Here is a 15,224-nt window from a genome sequence, read left to right on the forward strand (position 1 = left end):
ACGGGGGTGTGCCGTTCGGAAGGGACGATCACGTCTCATGTGGATGCCCAGCGCCGCTCTGCTGGGCGGCGACGGTGCCGGACACCCACGCCCGCCCTGCGGAAAAGCGGATTGATGCGCACCGCATGGTGGTGCGGTACCAGCAGAGCGTGATCGTGGGATGTAAAGCCGTCCTCCCCAAGCTCCCTTCCGAGGAAACCTAACCGGAGGAGAAAATCTCGTATTCCCCCTCCTTCGCCCTCCTCCCCCCTCCGGTCACCGTTCCCCGCCCCCTCCGCCACCGTGCGCTCACCTGCCTTACCGCCGACTTACGGCCGAAAAGGGCAGGATGGAGGGCAACACACCGACACCGTCGAAAACCCCTGCCCGTGTGCCCCTCAGGCGCTACGCGGGTGGACATGAGGAAGGACTAGGGACGTGCGCGTACTCGTCGTCGAGGACGAGCAACTGCTCGCCGATGCGGTGGCCACCGGACTGCGCCGGGAGGCCATGGCCGTCGACGTCGTGTACGACGGTGCGGCCGCCCTGGAGCGCATCGGCGTCAACGACTACGACGTGGTCGTCCTCGACCGCGACCTCCCGCTCGTGCATGGCGACGACGTCTGCCGCAAGATCGTCGAACTCGGCATGCCCACGCGCGTGCTGATGCTCACGGCCTCCGGTGACGTCAGCGACCGTGTGGAGGGGCTGGAGATCGGCGCCGACGACTACCTGCCCAAGCCGTTCGCGTTCAGCGAGCTCATCGCCCGTGTGCGTGCCCTCGGCCGGCGCACCAGCGTGCCCCTGCCGCCCGTCCTGGAGCGTGCCGGGATCAAGCTGGACCCCAACCGCCGCGAGGTGTTCCGCGACGGCAAGGAGGTCCAGCTGGCGCCCAAGGAGTTCGCCGTCCTCGAGGTGCTGATGCGCAGCGAGGGCGCCGTCGTCTCCGCGGAGCAGCTGCTGGAGAAGGCCTGGGACGAGAACACCGACCCGTTCACGAACGTCGTGCGCGTCACGGTCATGACCCTGCGCCGCAAGCTGGGCGAGCCGCCTGTCATCGTCACGGTCCCCGGCTCCGGCTACCGGATCTGATACCCCGTGGCAACGACTCCCGCGCCCCCGCAGGCGCCTCCCAAGCCCACCTGGGACCCCAGGAGGCCGGTGCCGCCCTTCCCGTGGCTGCGCCCGACCATCCGCATAAGGCTCACGCTGCTCTACGGCGGCATGTTCCTGATCGCCGGCATCCTGCTGCTGTCGATCATCTACCTGCTCGCCGCGCAGGCACTGGCCGTCGGCAGCGACCTGCCCTTCAAGATCGTCGAGGGCAAGGTCACCAGCGACATCTGCAACCTGCCCGACCAGGCCTCGCCCTCTGAGTTCAACAACGCCATGAACCAGTGCGTGAACGATCAGCGCCAGCACGCCCTGGACAACCTGCTCAGCCGCTCGCTCCTGGCCCTGCTGGGCCTGGCGGTCATCGCCTTCGCCTTCGGCTACGCCATGGCCGGCCGCGTCCTGTCCCCGCTGGGCCGGATCACCCGCACGGCACGCACGGTGGCGGGCTCGGACCTGTCCCGCCGGATCGAGCTGGACGGCCCGGACGACGAGCTGAAGGAGCTGGCGGACACCTTCGACGACATGCTGGAACGGCTGCAACGCGCCTTCACCGCCCAGCAGCGCTTCGTCGGCAACGCCTCGCACGAGCTGAGAACGCCCCTGGCGATCAACCGCACCCTGCTGGAAGTGCACCTGTCCGACCCGAACGCGCCCGTGGAGCTCCGGCAGCTAGGCAAGACCCTGCTGGCCACCAACGAGCGCAGCGAGCAGCTCGTCGAGGGCCTGCTGCTGCTCGCCCGCAGCGACAACCAGATCGTCGAGCGGGGGCCGGTGGACCTCGCCGAGGTCGCGTCGCAGGCCATCGACCAGGTGCACGGCGAGGCCGAGGGCAAGGGCGTGCGCATCCGCGGCGAGCAGAAGCCCGCGGTCGTCCAGGGCAACGGCGTGCTGCTGGAGCGGATCGCCCTGAACCTGCTGCAGAACGCCGTGCGCTACAACGTGCCCGAGGACGGCTGGGTCGAGGTCAGCACCGACGTCCAGCACGGCCAGGCGGTCCTGGTCGTCTCCAACACGGGCCCGGTCGTGCCGGCGTACGAGATCGACAACCTCTTCGAGCCGTTCCGGCGGCTGCGCACGGAGCGGACGGGCAGCGACAAGGGCGTCGGACTCGGCCTGTCCATCGTCCGGTCCGTGGCCCGGGCGCACGGCGGGCACATCTACGCGCAGCCGCGCGAAGGAGGTGGGCTCGTGATGCGGGTCACGCTGCCCATCTGAGATCATGGCGCCGATCAACTCGCGGGCACTCGAAGATGTTCGCTTTACGCGGAATTTCCGAGACATCGTCGTGCGTGCCCCGTGTGTGATCGATCACAGGGGTGCCTTTCCGGCCATCTACTCTCCGTGATCATGCCTGCTGTCGGAAAGCCGGGAAAATCCCGGTTTTCGGGGGTCTTGATCACGGGAAGTACACGGTGAGACGCCTTTGAAGTGCGGCATTAGGACCGTGTACGGTCCCCATCGCCATCCAAGCCGATCACTCGTGAGGAGTCCGGTTGGGTGTCGATTGAGTAACAGACCTTGATGTGAGGCAAAATCTCCGCCTCAGGTCGGGCACAAGTCCGGCCTCTCACGCGTTACGTGCGCTGGAGACACCGCAGACACCCAGAGGGGGAGAGCGACATGGCAACCGATTACGACACTCCACGCAAGACCGACGATGACGTCGACTCGGACAGCCTCGAAGAGCTGAAGGCTCGGCGGAACGACAAGTCGGCCTCCGCCGTGGACGTCGACGAGTTCGAGGCCGCCGAAGGCCTCGAACTGCCCGGAGCCGACCTCTCGAACGAGGAGCTGGCCGTCCGGGTGCTCCCGAAGCAGCAGGACGAGTTCACGTGCATGAGCTGCTTCCTGGTGCACCACCGCAGCCAGCTGGCCCGGGAGAAGAACGGTCAGCCGATCTGCCGCGACTGCGACTGAGGACGGGTCGGCCGTGACTGGCTCGACCCCTCCCTGGAAGCGCCGCTTCTCCAAGCGGAAAGCGGACGAAGGGCCGATCGACGACGGCCCGCAGTACGGCGCGCGTGACGACGGGCGAGGCACCACCGGTACGGGGGCGGCCTCGCTCGAACCGGCCGCGGACCGGGGTGACCTCCCGGCGTCCGTGGACGTCCCCGCACCCGTCGCCAGGCGGCGGGCGGGGGCGATCCGGGAGCGGGCACGGGAAGGTGCCCGCAAGGGCGGCGAGCGGGCCCGTGCGGGGCTCGCGTACCTCGCCGACCGGATCATCGACATGGCACCACGGGTCCCCGTACGGGACCTGGCGACCCTGCGCAGGCAGTTCCCGGACCTCGGGCCCGAAGAGCTCGCGGACAAGCTGGTCGCGGGCGCGGCGAAGGCGACGGCGACGGTCGGAGCCGGCATCGGCGCGGCGGCGATGCTTCCCGTGCCCCCCGCCATGCCCACGGAACTGGCCGCAGAGGTCACCGGTGTCGCGGCGATCGAGCTGAAGCTGATCGCCGAACTCCACGAGGTCTACGGCGTACGGCCGCCCGGCAACCTCAAGCAGCGCAGCACGGCGTACCTCGACTCGTGGTCGGGGGAGCGCGGGATCGACGCGACCAAGCCGTCGACGTTCAGCACGGCGCTGAACAGCCGCATGAAGCGTGAGCTGCGCCAGCGGATCATGAAGCGGATGGTCCGCAACATGCCGAACCTCATGCCGTTCCTGGTGGGAGCCGCCGTGGGCGCGGCCATGAACCGCAGCGAGACGAGAAAGCTCGCCGCCCGCATCCGCGAGGACCTCCGCAAGATCCAGGTGCCCTGGGAGGCCCTGGAGGCGCTGCCCGCCCTGGAACGCCCGGCGGACGCCCTGGAGATGGGCGAGATCACGAACGATCCCCTGGGTCCCCGCGGGTACGAGAAGCACGACCCGGGACAGCCCGAACCGGGACGGCACGACACGGGACGCGACGAGAAACGCGACGACGGGCCCTGAGGCCCGCCGTTCTTCCGCCGGGTGACGTCCCGGACGGGTGTGCTAGGCCGACTTCGCCGCCCGCAGCGCCTCCGCCAGGCGCTCCGGCTCGCGCGTGGACAGGTACAGGTACGGAGTCGGGTCCTCCGGATCCGTGACCTCCACACGCAGGGCCGTGGGGATGTAGGCGCGCAGCAGCAGGAAGGCGCGCGGGTCGGCCTTGTGGGTGCGCCAGGCGCGGGCCTCCTCCGCGTCCAGCACCTCCGCCTCGCCCAGCGCCGCCACCGGGATCTTCGCCTCGCCCGCGACCAGGGAGTCGCCCACGACGCGAATGCGGACCGAGCCGTACGAACTCGCGGCGACGGCCGCGACCGCGGTGCCCCCGGCGAGGCCCCCGAGCATCGGCAGCGTGCCGAACGGGAGCAGGACCAGGGCCATGGAGACCCCGACGAGGAACGAGATCAGCCACCAGGTCCGCGGGGCGGTGAGGCGTTCTTCGTACGGGGCGGCGGAGAGCTGCATGGGGCCAAGCTTGACACGGTGTCCGGAGGGCGCCGACGCGCGGGTAAGGTCTCCGCCTGTGAGTCGTACTTCCGCAAGCCTTCAGCCTCCGGCCGACGCCGTGCGACCGGTGCGGCATCCGGACGCTCCGGCGCCCGGTGAGCTCCTCGGCGCGCACTACGGCCAGTGCTTCGGCTGCGGTGGCGACCAGCCGCACGGTCTGCACCTGGAGGCGCGCGCCGGCGAGGGCGTGTCCCTGACCGCCGAGTTCACCGTGCAGCCCGCCCATCAGGGCGCCCCGGGCCTCGCGCACGGCGGAGTGCTCACCAGCGCCCTGGACGAGACGCTCGGCTCACTGAACTGGCTGCTGCGCACGATCGCCGTGACCGGGCGGCTGGAGACCGACTTCGTACGGCCCGTGCCCGTCGGCACCACGCTCCATCTGGAGGCGGAGGTGACGGCGGTGGCCGGGCGGAAGATCTACTCCACGGCGACCGGACGCGTCGGAGGCCCCGACGGACCCGTCGCCGTGCGCGCCGACGCGCTCTTCATCGAGGTGAAGGTCGACCACTTCGTCGACCACGGCCGCCCGGAGGAGATCCAGGCGGCCATGAACGACCCGGACCAGGTCCGCCGTGCCCGTGCCTTCGAGGTGAACCCGTGAGCCCCGAAGGCCCCACCGGCCCGGCCGGTCCCATCAGTTCCACGAGTTCCACGAACCCCGCGAGCCCGGAAAGCACCATGACTCCCACGACCCCCGCGAGCCGTCAGCCGGTGGACGTGCTGATCCGGCGCGTCGACCCGGACGTACCGCTGCCGTCGTACGCGCACCCCGGTGACGCGGGTGCCGATCTGCGCACCACCGAGGCGTGCCAACTGGCGCCGGGCGAGCGGGCCGTGCTGCCCACGGGAGTGTCTGTGGCGCTGCCGGAGGGGTACGCGGCCTTCGTGCACCCGCGATCCGGCCTGGCCGCCCGCTGCGGCGTCGCCCTGGTGAATGCCCCGGGGACGGTTGATGCCGGGTACCGTGGGGAGATCAAGGTGATCGTGGTGAATCTCGACCCGCGCGAGGCCGTGCGGTTCGAGCGCTTCGACCGGATTGCCCAACTGGTTGTCCAGCAGGTCGAGAGGGTCCGCTTCCATGAGGTGGCGGAGCTTCCCGACTCCGCGCGGGCCGAGGGGGGCTTCGGGTCCACCGGAGGCCATGCCGCGGTGGACGGGACGAGCGGCACAAGCGGTCAGGCCGCCATCGGCGGTCGGACGGGTGGGAATCGATACGCTTCGGTCGTATCCGACCGGGAAGGACAGTGACGTGTTCGGACGTCGCAAGAAGAGGGATGCCGCCGAGGACGCGGCCGGCGAGGCCGAGCAGGTCGTCGACGGTGTCGACAGTGAGGCGGACGACGAGGGCGAGCGCCTGAGGCTCGAGCCGGCGCCGCGCCCCGACGGACCGTGGGACAGCTCCGAGGTCCGCGATCCGGCCGAGGGCCGGGTCGACCTGGGAGGCCTGTTCGTGCCGGGCGTCGACGGCATGGAGCTGCGGGTCGAGGTCGCGGGCGACGCGATCGTGGCGGCGACGGTCGTGCTGCGGGACAGCGCCATCCAGCTGCAGGGCTTCGCCGCGCCCAAGCGTGAGGGCATCTGGGGCGAGGTGCGCGAGGAGATCGCCACCGGCATCACCCAGCAGGGCGGCATCGTCGACGAGGTCGAGGGGCCGCTGGGCTGGGAGCTGCGGGCCCAGGTGCCGGTGCAGCTGCCGGACGGCACGGGCGGCTTCCAGGTCGTGCGGTTCGTCGGTGTGGACGGCCCCCGCTGGTTCCTGCGCGGGGTCATCTCGGGCCAGGGCGCGGTGCAGCCGCAGGCCGCCGGGCTGCTGGAGCAGATCTTCCGGGACACCGTCGTGGTCCGTGGCGAGGGCCCGATGGCGCCCCGCGACCCGATCGTCCTGAAGCTGCCGAACGACGCCCAGATGGTCCCCGAGGGCGTCCAGCAGGAGGAGGGCTCCCGTTTCGCGGGCGGAATGGGCCAGCTCCAGCGCGGACCGGAGATCACCGAGGTCCGCTGAGCCACAGAGACACCAGGGCCGCACCCCACCGGGGGCGCGGCCCTTTCTCGTGCGCGGAACCTTGACGGGGCATTGGTCTGTACCTACCTTCTCGGGTCAACGCGTCTGTTCATAAAGGCGCTTCACGTTCACATACGAGAACGGAAGGCCCCCCACGTATGCGCAGAACCGCTCTTCTCGCCGCCGCGGCCGCACTCCTCGCCGGCGCCCTCGCCCGGCCCGCCGACGCCGCTCCCGGCGCCCCCGCCGCCTTCGTCCACCCCGGAGTCACCGTCTCCAAGGGCCAGTTGGACTTCGCCCGCTCCCGGGTCAACGCCGGCGCACAACCCTGGAAGGGCGCCTTCGACCGGATGACGGCGAGCAAGTACGCCGACCTGAACCGCACGCCCAAGCCCCGGGCGGTCGTCGAATGCGGCTCGTACTCCAACCCCAACCACGGCTGCACCGACGAACGCGAGGACGCGATCGCCGCCTACACCCAGGCCCTCGCCTGGTACGTCACACGCGACGAACGGCACGCGCGCAAGGCGATCGAGCTGATGGACGCCTGGTCCGCCGTGATCCGCGACCACACCAACAGCAACGCGCCCCTGCAGACCGGCTGGGCCGGCTCCTCCTGGCCCAGGGCCGCCGAGATCATCAAGCACACGTACACCGGGACCTGGGCCAACTCCGGCCGCTTCGCCACCATGCTCCGCACGGTCTACCTGCCGGAGATCATCAACGGCTCCCACTCGAACGGCAACTGGGAGCTGTCGATGATGGAGGCCGCCGTCGGCATCTCCGTCTTCCTGGAGGACAAGGCCTCCTACGACAAGGCCATGGCGAAGTTCCGCACCCGGACGGCCGCCTACGTCTACCTGGAGTCCGACGGCGCGCTGCCGAAGACGGTCCCCAGCCAGAACCTGGACACCCGGGACAAGATCGTCAAGTACTGGCAGGGGCAGTCGACCTTCGTCAACGGGCTGAGTCAGGAGACCTGCCGCGACTTCACGCACACCGGCTACGGCCTCTCGGCCATCTCGCACGTGGCCGAGACCAGCCGGATCCAGGGCCAGGACCTCTACGGCACGGACGTGGGGGAGCGGCTGCGGCACGGGCTCGGCTTCCACGCGAAGTACGAGCTGGGCACCGCCGCCCCGAGCCGGCTGTGCGGCGGCTCTCTCAAGCTCGGCCTCGGCCCGATCCCCGAGGTCGGCCACAACGCCCTCGCCAACCGCCTCGGGCACGCCATGACCCACACCGAGACGCTGACGACGCGCGGCCGCCCCGCCGGCTCCAACAACCTCTTCGTCGCCTGGGAGACCCTCACGCACGGCGACAACCCCGCCTGACCCCCTGCCCCCCGACCGGTCGGGCGCGTCAGAGTTCCGTCAAGGACGGGCCCGCTGCCGTCCCCGGCGCCCCGATGCCGGGACGGCCGGTCGTAAGGTCGACGCTGCGTGAACGGCAGACCGGAAGACAATGAGGCCATGGGACGCGGCAAGCTTCGGATCTACCTCGGTGCGGCACCGGGCGTCGGCAAGACGTACGCGATGCTGTCCGAGGCGCACCGCCGCGTCGAGCGGGGCACGGACTGCGTGGTCGCCTTCGTCGAGCACCACGACCGGCCCCGCACCGAGGTGATGCTGCACGGACTGGAGCAGGTGCCGCGCCGGGAGATCGACCACCGGGGCGGCACCTTCACCGAGATGGACCTGGACGCCGTCCTCGCCCGCCGCCCCCAGGTCGCCCTGGTGGACGAACTCGCCCACACGAACGTCCCGGGCTCCCGCAACGCCAAGCGCTGGCAGGACGTGGAGGAGCTGCTCGCGGCCGGTGTCGACGTGATCTCGACCGTCAACATCCAGCACCTGGAGTCCCTCGGCGACATCGTCGAGTCGATCACCGGCGTACGGCAGCAGGAGACCGTGCCGGACGAGGTGGTGCGGCGGGCGGACCAGGTCGAGCTGGTCGACATGTCGCCGGAGGCGCTGCGGCGGCGCATGGCGCACGGCAACATCTACCGGCCCGACAAGGTCGACGCCGCACTGTCGAACTACTTCCGGCCCGGCAACCTCACCGCGCTGCGCGAGCTGGCGCTGCTGTGGGTGGCCGACCGGGTCGACTCCTACCTCACCCGGTACCGCAGCGACCACCGGGTGTCGGCGATCTGGGGCTCGCGCGAGCGGATCGTGGTCGGGCTGACCGGCGGCCCCGAGGGGCGCACGCTCATCCGCCGGGCCGCGCGGCTGGCCGAGAAGGGCGCCGGCGGCGAGGTGCTGGCCGTCTACATAGCCCGCAGCGACGGGCTGACCTCGGCCTCGCCCAAGGAACTCGCGATGCAGCGGACCCTGGTCGAGGACCTGGGCGGAACGTTCCACCACGTTGTCGGCGACGACATACCGGCCGCGCTGCTCGCCTTCGCCCGGGGCGTGAACGCCACCCAGATCGTGCTGGGCTCCTCACGCCGCAAGACCTGGCAGTACGTCTTCGGGCCGGGCGTCGGCGCGACGGTCGCCCGGGAGTCCGGGCCCGACCTCGACGTGCACATCGTCACCCACGGCGAGATCGCCAAGGGCCGCGGGCTGCCGGTGGCCCGGGGCGCGCGCCTCGGGCGGTCGCGGCGGGTGTGGGGCTGGATCGTCGGAGTCGCCGGTCCGCCGGCGCTGGCGGCGCTGCTGAGCGCCGTCGACCTCGGCCTCGCCAACGACATGCTGCTGTTCCTGGCGCTGACGGTGGCGGCGGCCCTGCTCGGCGGGCTGTTCCCGGCGCTGGCCTCGGCGGCGGTGGGCTCCCTGCTGCTGAACTACTTCTACACACCGCCCCTGCACCGGTGGACCATCGCCGACCCGAGGAACATCGTCGCCATCGTGATCTTCGTGGCCGTCGGCGCGGCGGTGGCGTCCGTGGTCGACCTCGCCGCCCGCCGCACCCACCAGGCGGCCCGGCTGCGGGCCGAGTCCGAGATCCTGTCCTTCCTCGCGGGCAACGTGCTGCGCGGCGAGACCGGCCTGGAGGAGCTGCTGGAACGGGTCCGGGAGACCTTCGGCATGGAGTCCGCGGCCCTGCTGGAGCGGGCGGGCGACGTCGAGCCGTGGACCTGCGCCGGCCGGGTGGGCCAGGGGCGCCCCGTCGAGCGGCCCGACCAGGCGGACGTCGACGTGCCGGTCGGGGACCACATGGCGCTCGCGCTGACCGGGCGTGTCCTGCCCGCCGAGGACCGCCGGGTGCTGGCCGCCTTCGCCGCCCAGGCCGCCGTCGTCCTGGACCGGCGCCGGCTCCGGGAGGAGGCCGACCGGGCCCGCGCGCTCGCCGAGGGCAACCGCATCCGCACGGCGCTGCTGGCCGCCGTCAGCCATGACCTGCGCACCCCGCTCGCCGGGATCAAGGCTGCGGTGTCCTCCCTGCGCTCCGAGGACGTCGAATGGTCCGAGGAGGACCGGGCGGAGCTGCTGGAGGGCATCGAGGAGGGCGCCGATCGCCTCGACCACCTCGTCGGCAACCTGCTCGACATGTCCCGGCTCCAGACCGGCACGGTCACCCCGCTGATCCGCGAGATCGACCTCGACGAGGTGGCGCCGATGGCGCTCGGCGGCGTACCCGAGGGCAGCGTCGTCCTGGACGTGCCCGAGACCCTGCCCATGGTCGACGTCGATCCCGGACTGCTGGAGCGGGCGATGGCCAACCTCGTCGAGAACGCCGTCAAGTACAGTCCGTCCGGTGCGCCCGTGCTGGTCGCGGCCAGCGCGCTCGCCGACCGCGTCGAGGTGCGGGTGGTCGACCGGGGGCCGGGCGTCCCCGACGAGGCCAAGGACCGCATCTTCGAACCCTTCCAGCGCTACGGCGACGCCCCGCGCGGCGCCGGTGTGGGACTGGGGCTCGCGGTGGCGCGCGGCTTCGCCGAGGCCATGGGCGGCACCCTGAACGCCGAGGACACGCCCGGTGGCGGGCTCACCATGGTCCTCACGCTCCGCGCGGCGGGAACGCGCCCGGAGCTCCTCCCCGCGGCAGAACCGGAAAGGCAGGCCTCATGACCCGCGTCCTGGTGGTCGACGACGAGCCGCAGATCGTGCGCGCCCTCGTGATCAACCTCAAGGCACGCACGTACGAGGTCGACGCGGCCCACGACGGTGCCACCGCCCTGCGGCTCGCCGCCGCCCGCCACCCCGACGTGGTCGTCCTCGACCTCGGGCTGCCCGACATGGACGGCGTCGAGGTGATCAGGGGCCTGCGCGGCTGGACGCGGGTGCCGATCCTGGTGCTCTCCGCGCGGCACTCCTCCGACGAGAAGGTCGAGGCGCTGGACGCGGGCGCCGACGACTACGTCACCAAGCCGTTCGGGATGGACGAGCTGCTGGCCCGGCTGCGGGCCGCCGTGCGCCGGGCCGAGCCGGCCGGGGGCGGTGAGGGCGACGTGATCGTGGAGACCGGCGAGTTCACCGTCGACCTGGCCGCCAAGAAGGTCAACCGCGCGGGGAAGGACGTCCGGCTGACCCCCACCGAGTGGCACCTGCTGGAGGTCCTCGTGCGCAACAGCGGCCGCCTGGTCGGGCAGAAGCAGCTGCTGCAGGAGGTCTGGGGGCCGTCGTACGGGACGGAGACCAACTATCTGCGCGTGTACATGGCGCAGCTGCGCAGGAAGCTGGAGGCGGATCCGTCCCATCCCCAGCACTTCATCACCGAGCCGGGGATGGGATACCGGTTCGAGAAATAGGGTCCTCGCCCCAGGGCTACGGAGATGTCGGCGGGCCCCGGTACGCTTCAGATATGAGTGCTGTTCCTCGTTCGCAGAAGCCGGCGGGCCGGTTCCGGCGCATGCTCGACCGGCTCTCCTCGTCGCAGGAGGACCTGGAGTCCGAGGAACTGCGGGAGGACTCCGAGACCACCGGCTGTATCCGGATCGGAGACTGCCAGGACCGCCAGATAGTGACGGTTACTGGTACCTTGCGCACGGTCACCCTGCGACCGCGCGCCGGAGTCCCGGCCCTGGAGGCCGAGCTGTTCGACGGCTCCGCGGCGCTGGACGTGGTCTGGCTCGGCCGGCGCTCCATCGTGGGCATAGAGCCGGGGCGCAAGCTGATCGCATCGGGCCGGGTCGCGATGAGCCGGGGCCGCCGGGTGCTGTTCAATCCCAAGTACGAACTGAGACCCCTCGGACGGGAGTAGCCGGTGACGTCGCTCGACAAGCCGACCGAAGAGAATTCTGCGGACGACGCCCGGGCGGTGACCGAGGCCGCCCTGTTCGAGGCGTTCGGCGGCGTGCGGGGCATGGTCGAGACGGTGGTGCCCGGCCTGCTGTTCGTCACCATCTACACGATCAACAAGGACCTGCACCTGTCGGCGATCGCGGCGCTTGCCGTGTCGCTGGTGCTGGTCGTGGTCCGGCTGGTGATGAAGGACACCGTCAAGCACGCCTTCAGCGGTGTCTTCGGTGTGGCCTTCGGTGTCGTCTTCGCGATGATGACCGGCAACGCCAAGGACTTCTACCTGCCCGGCATGCTCTACACGCTCGGCCTCGGGCTCGCGTACGTGATCACGGCCGTGTGCGGGGTGCCGCTCATCGGGCTGATCCTCGGGCCGGTCTTCAAGGAGAACCTCTCCTGGCGCACGCGCAACCCGGGCCGCAAGAAGGCGTACACCAAGGCCAGTTACGCCTGGGGCGCGATCCTGCTCGCCAAGTGCGCGATCCTCTTCCCGCTGTACTGGTGGGCCGACACCACGCAGCTGGGCTGGGTCCTGGTCGCCCTGAAGATCCCGCCGTTCCTGCTCGCGGTGTGGCTGACCTGGGTCTTCCTGGCGAAGGCGCCCGCGCCGATCGACGTGTTCGCGGAGATGGAGGCGGAGGAGAAGGCCGCCGAGGAGAGGGAGCGGCAGGCCGCCGCCCGGTCTTCCGAGTCGTAGTCCCGCAGTGCTGGGAAAAGGGGCGTCCCGAGTGGTCCGGGACGCCCCTTCCGCTTGTGCCCCGCCTTGTCAGCTCGCCGCGTTGTCCCGGCGCACCGACAGCAGGTCCTCCAGCTGCTCCTCGCGGGCCGGCGCGGCGACGAAGAGGAGTTCGTCGCCCGCCTCCAGGGAGTCCTCCCGGGTGGGGGTCAGGACGCGGGTGCCGCGGATGATCGTGACCAGGGACGTGTCCTCGGGCCACTCGACGTCGCCGACCTGCGTGCCGGCCAGGGCCGACTCCTCCGGCAGGGTCAGCTCGACGAGGTTGGCGTCGCCGTGGCTGAAGCGGAGCAGGCGGACCAGGTCGCCCACACTCACCGCCTCCTCGACCAGGGCCGACATCAGGCGCGGGGTGGAGACGGCGACGTCCACGCCCCAGGACTCGTTGAACAGCCACTCGTTCTTCGGGTTGTTCACCCGGGCGACGACGCGCGGAACGCCGTACTCCGTCTTGGCCAGCAGGGACACGACCAGGTTCACCTTGTCGTCGCCGGTCGCGGCGATGACGACGTTGCAGCGCTGGAGCGCCGCCTCGTCCAGGGAGGTGATCTCGCAGGCGTCGGCGAGCAGCCACTCGGCCTGCGGGACGCGCTCGACCGAGATGGCCGTCGGCGCCTTGTCGATGAGCAGGACCTCGTGGCCGTTCTCCAGCAGCTCGCCCGCGATCGAGCGGCCGACCGCGCCGGCTCCGGCAATGGCGACCCTCATCAGTGACCGCCCTCCTCTTCGGGACCCTTGGCGAACGCCGCCTCGACCTTGTCGACCTCGTCGGTGCGCATCATCACGTGCACCAGGTCGCCCTCCTGGAGCACCGTCTGCGAGGTGGGCAGGACCGCCTCGCCGAGCCGGGTCAGGAACGCCACGCGCACGCCCGTCTCCTCCTGGATCCGGCTGATCTTGTGGCCGACCCAGGCGGTGGAGGTGTGCACCTCGGCGAGCTGGACACCGCCGGTGGGGTCGCGCCACAGGGGCTCGGCGCCGGAGGGGAGCAGCCGGCGCAGCATCTGGTCGGCCGTCCAGCGGACCGTCGCGACGGTGGGGATGCCCAGGCGCTGGTAGACCTCGGCGCGGCGGGGGTCGTAGATGCGGGCGGCGACGTTCTCGATGCCGAACATCTCGCGGGCCACGCGCGCGGCGATGATGTTGGAGTTGTCACCGCTGGAGACGGCGGCGAAGGCGCCGGCCTCCTCGATGCCCGCCTCCCTCAGGGTGTCCTGGTCGAAGCCGACCCCGGTGACGCGGCGGCCGCCGAAGGAGGACCCCAGGCGGCGGAAGGCGGTGGGGTCCTGGTCGACCACGGCGACCGTGTGGCCCTGCTGCTCCAGGTTCTGGGCCAGGGCGGAACCCACCCTTCCGCAACCCATGATGACAATATGCATCGCGTCACACCGCGCTTCCTGCAGGCCCTCTGACCTTCATGAATGTCGTACTCATGTCTCTCTTTCGGCTCGCCAGGCAACACGTCGCGGCCTGAACGCGGGCCGCCGGGACAACATCATGCCGGGGGAATCACGCCATGATGTCTTCCGGGGCCGGTGCCGCGTTCGACTGCCCGACTCCAACGTATCGGCAAAGCCGAGGGTGTTGCCGGGGGCCCTGCCGGGGCTTCGACGGGGGCTTCGGCGGGGGAGGAGTCTGTCATGCGGACCGACATCGACGTGCTCGTGCTGGGCGGCGCGGGCGTGGACACGATCGTGCACGTGCCCGAGCTGCCCGTGCCGTTCGCCGACAGCCACATGATCCGGCCCGGGATCGTCACGCGCGCCGGGCAGAGCGGGGACTTCGTCGCCCTCGGGACGAGCGCGCTGGGCCTGCGCACGCACCACATCGACATGCTCGGCGACGACCCCGAGGGTGATCTCGTCCGCGCGCTGCACCGGGACCGCGGCATCGCGCTCACCGCCGTCCCGCAGCCGCTCGGCACCAAGCGCGCGGTCAACCTCGTCGGCCCCGACGGCAGGCGCCTCTCCCTGTACGACGCGACGCGCTCGGCGGAGACGGACCGGCTGCCCGAGGCCACCCTGCGCGCACTCGCGGCCGTGAGCCGGCACGCGCACGTCGTCATCACCCAGCCGTGCGCGCACGCGCTGCCGATCCTGCGCGAGGCGGGCGTCACGATCTCCACCGACCTGCACGACTGGGACGGCACCGACCCCTACCACGAGCCCTTCGCCCACCAGGCCGACCTCGTCTTCCTGTCCTCCACGGCCCTGGCCGACCCGGAGCGGACCATGCGGCGGATCACCGAGCGGGGCCGGGCCCGGGCGGTCGTCGCCACGGCCGGGGCGGACGGGGCGTACCTGCTGACGGACGGCGCCCTGACCCACGTCCCCGCGGCCGAGCCTCCGTCCCCGGTCGTCGACTCCAACGGCGCGGGCGACGCCTTCGCCGCCGCGTTCCTCCACGCCTGGCTCAACGGCGAACCACCCCACCGCTGCGCCCTGCAGGGCACGGTGGCCGGGGCGTACGCCTGCACGGTGCCGTCGACACGGGCGGACAGCATCGGGCAGGAGGAACTGCGCGCCCGGGTGGCGGAGCTGGACAGGCCGGAGCAGGAGCCTCAGGGCGTGCATACCTCCTAGCGCGCTTCCGGCGACACGTCCTTGCGGCGGCTGATGCTGCGCACGCTCGCCAGGGTGAGGATTCCGAGGACGACCAGTGTGGCCGCTGCGCCGATCAGCTCTGCGGTGGTGTGCACGGGACCTCCGGGGGGGCGACGGCCGGTGT

At 71.2% G+C, this 15,224-nt stretch carries 16 protein-coding genes; 13 read left to right on the top strand and 3 right to left on the bottom strand.

The genetic code is table 11. From position 1 onward, the window contains the following. Positions 1-417: 417 nt before the first annotated feature. The 4 genes from ABZ948_RS25140 (at position 418) to ABZ948_RS25155 (ending at position 4,030) form a co-directional block, all read left to right on the top strand. Positions 418-1,071 (top strand): response regulator transcription factor, encoded by a 654-nt coding sequence (locus ABZ948_RS25140; RefSeq protein WP_003993508.1) that lies wholly within the window; start codon positions 418-420, stop codon positions 1,069-1,071. A gap of 6 nt (positions 1,072-1,077) precedes the next feature. After that, positions 1,078-2,310: a sensor histidine kinase gene (locus tag ABZ948_RS25145; protein WP_359763081.1), complete on the top strand. Its 1,233-nt coding sequence runs from the start codon at positions 1,078-1,080 to the stop codon at positions 2,308-2,310. A 405-nt stretch (positions 2,311-2,715) separates the two neighbouring features. Beyond that, entirely contained in the window at positions 2,716-3,012 is a 297-nt protein-coding gene (locus tag ABZ948_RS25150; RefSeq protein ID WP_003993510.1) for a DUF4193 domain-containing protein, read from the top strand. Positions 3,013-3,025: 13 nt separating this feature from the next. Continuing rightward, positions 3,026-4,030, top strand: a complete 1,005-nt coding sequence (locus ABZ948_RS25155; protein ID WP_359763083.1) for a hypothetical protein — start codon at positions 3,026-3,028, stop codon at positions 4,028-4,030. A gap of 42 nt (positions 4,031-4,072) precedes the next feature. On the opposite strand, the gene ABZ948_RS25160 is transcribed toward ABZ948_RS25155, so the two are convergent. Further along, entirely contained in the window at positions 4,073-4,531 is a 459-nt protein-coding gene (locus ABZ948_RS25160) for a DUF3093 domain-containing protein (RefSeq protein ID WP_359763085.1), read from the bottom strand. Between the two features lie 58 nt (positions 4,532-4,589). On the opposite strand from ABZ948_RS25160, the gene ABZ948_RS25165 reads away from it, so the two are divergent. The 8 genes from ABZ948_RS25165 to ABZ948_RS25200 all read left to right on the top strand — a co-directional run bounded on the left by ABZ948_RS25165 (position 4,590) and on the right by ABZ948_RS25200 (position 12,458). Further along, positions 4,590-5,174, top strand: coding sequence for a PaaI family thioesterase (locus ABZ948_RS25165; RefSeq protein WP_359763087.1), 585 nt, complete (start codon positions 4,590-4,592; stop codon positions 5,172-5,174). 77 nt (positions 5,175-5,251) lie between these two features. After that, positions 5,252-5,821: a dUTP diphosphatase gene (gene dut, locus ABZ948_RS25170; RefSeq protein ID WP_359763089.1), complete on the top strand. Its 570-nt coding sequence runs from the start codon at positions 5,252-5,254 to the stop codon at positions 5,819-5,821. A gap of 1 nt (position 5,822) precedes the next feature. Next, positions 5,823-6,575: a DUF3710 domain-containing protein gene (locus ABZ948_RS25175; protein WP_031116853.1), complete on the top strand. Its 753-nt coding sequence runs from the start codon at positions 5,823-5,825 to the stop codon at positions 6,573-6,575. A 158-nt stretch (positions 6,576-6,733) separates the two neighbouring features. After that, the gene (locus ABZ948_RS25180; RefSeq protein ID WP_359763092.1) at positions 6,734-7,909 is read left to right on the top strand and encodes an alginate lyase family protein; all 1,176 of its coding nucleotides are present in this window, start codon (positions 6,734-6,736) and stop codon (positions 7,907-7,909) included. 138 nt (positions 7,910-8,047) lie between these two features. After that, positions 8,048-10,591, top strand: a complete 2,544-nt coding sequence (locus ABZ948_RS25185; RefSeq protein WP_359763094.1) for a sensor histidine kinase — start codon at positions 8,048-8,050, stop codon at positions 10,589-10,591. Further along, entirely contained in the window at positions 10,588-11,271 is a 684-nt protein-coding gene (locus tag ABZ948_RS25190; RefSeq protein ID WP_359763096.1) for a response regulator, read from the top strand. The genes ABZ948_RS25185 and ABZ948_RS25190 overlap by 4 nt, the downstream gene beginning before the upstream one ends. A gap of 53 nt (positions 11,272-11,324) precedes the next feature. Next, on the top strand, positions 11,325-11,723 hold the full coding sequence (locus ABZ948_RS25195) for an OB-fold nucleic acid binding domain-containing protein (RefSeq protein WP_359763098.1): 399 nt from the start codon (positions 11,325-11,327) through the stop codon (positions 11,721-11,723). 3 nt (positions 11,724-11,726) lie between these two features. Beyond that, positions 11,727-12,458 carry a DUF3159 domain-containing protein gene (locus ABZ948_RS25200; RefSeq protein ID WP_359763100.1) on the top strand — a complete coding sequence of 244 codons (732 nt, stop codon included), beginning with the start codon at positions 11,727-11,729 and terminating at the stop codon, positions 12,456-12,458. A 69-nt stretch (positions 12,459-12,527) separates the two neighbouring features. On the opposite strand, the gene ABZ948_RS25205 is transcribed toward ABZ948_RS25200, so the two are convergent. Both ABZ948_RS25205 and ABZ948_RS25210 read right to left on the bottom strand, forming a co-directional pair. Then, positions 12,528-13,205 carry a potassium channel family protein gene (locus ABZ948_RS25205; RefSeq protein ID WP_359763102.1) on the bottom strand — a complete coding sequence of 226 codons (678 nt, stop codon included), beginning with the start codon at positions 13,203-13,205 and terminating at the stop codon, positions 12,528-12,530. Then, the gene (locus tag ABZ948_RS25210) at positions 13,205-13,876 is read right to left on the bottom strand and encodes a potassium channel family protein (protein ID WP_094053911.1); all 672 of its coding nucleotides are present in this window, start codon (positions 13,874-13,876) and stop codon (positions 13,205-13,207) included. The genes ABZ948_RS25205 and ABZ948_RS25210 overlap by 1 nt, the downstream gene beginning before the upstream one ends. A 261-nt stretch (positions 13,877-14,137) precedes the next feature. On the opposite strand from ABZ948_RS25210, the gene ABZ948_RS25215 reads away from it, so the two are divergent. Beyond that, positions 14,138-15,079 carry an adenosine kinase gene (locus tag ABZ948_RS25215; protein WP_359763104.1) on the top strand — a complete coding sequence of 314 codons (942 nt, stop codon included), beginning with the start codon at positions 14,138-14,140 and terminating at the stop codon, positions 15,077-15,079. Positions 15,080-15,224: the final 145 nt, after the last annotated feature.

It is taken from the genome of Streptomyces olindensis, assembly GCF_040645895.1.
GTDB lineage: Bacteria > Actinomycetota > Actinomycetes > Streptomycetales > Streptomycetaceae > Streptomyces > Streptomyces olindensis.

Excerpts from the sequence above, each read along its gene's own strand:
- ABZ948_RS25150 (WP_003993510.1), top strand. The coding sequence starts at position 2,716 with ATGGCAACCGATTACGACACTCCACGCAAGACCGACGATGACGTCGAC.
- ABZ948_RS25160 (WP_359763085.1), bottom strand. The coding sequence starts at position 4,531 with ATGCAGCTCTCCGCCGCCCCGTACGAAGAACGCCTCACCGCCCCGCGG.
- dut (WP_359763089.1), top strand. The coding sequence starts at position 5,252 with ATGACTCCCACGACCCCCGCGAGCCGTCAGCCGGTGGACGTGCTGATC.
- ABZ948_RS25180 (WP_359763092.1), top strand. The coding sequence starts at position 6,734 with ATGCGCAGAACCGCTCTTCTCGCCGCCGCGGCCGCACTCCTCGCCGGC.
- ABZ948_RS25185 (WP_359763094.1), top strand. The coding sequence starts at position 8,048 with ATGGGACGCGGCAAGCTTCGGATCTACCTCGGTGCGGCACCGGGCGTC.
- ABZ948_RS25190 (WP_359763096.1), top strand. The coding sequence starts at position 10,588 with ATGACCCGCGTCCTGGTGGTCGACGACGAGCCGCAGATCGTGCGCGCC.
- ABZ948_RS25195 (WP_359763098.1), top strand. The coding sequence starts at position 11,325 with ATGAGTGCTGTTCCTCGTTCGCAGAAGCCGGCGGGCCGGTTCCGGCGC.
- ABZ948_RS25205 (WP_359763102.1), bottom strand. The coding sequence starts at position 13,205 with ATGAGGGTCGCCATTGCCGGAGCCGGCGCGGTCGGCCGCTCGATCGCG.
- ABZ948_RS25210 (WP_094053911.1), bottom strand. The coding sequence starts at position 13,876 with ATGCATATTGTCATCATGGGTTGCGGAAGGGTGGGTTCCGCCCTGGCC.
- ABZ948_RS25215 (WP_359763104.1), top strand. The coding sequence starts at position 14,138 with ATGCGGACCGACATCGACGTGCTCGTGCTGGGCGGCGCGGGCGTGGAC.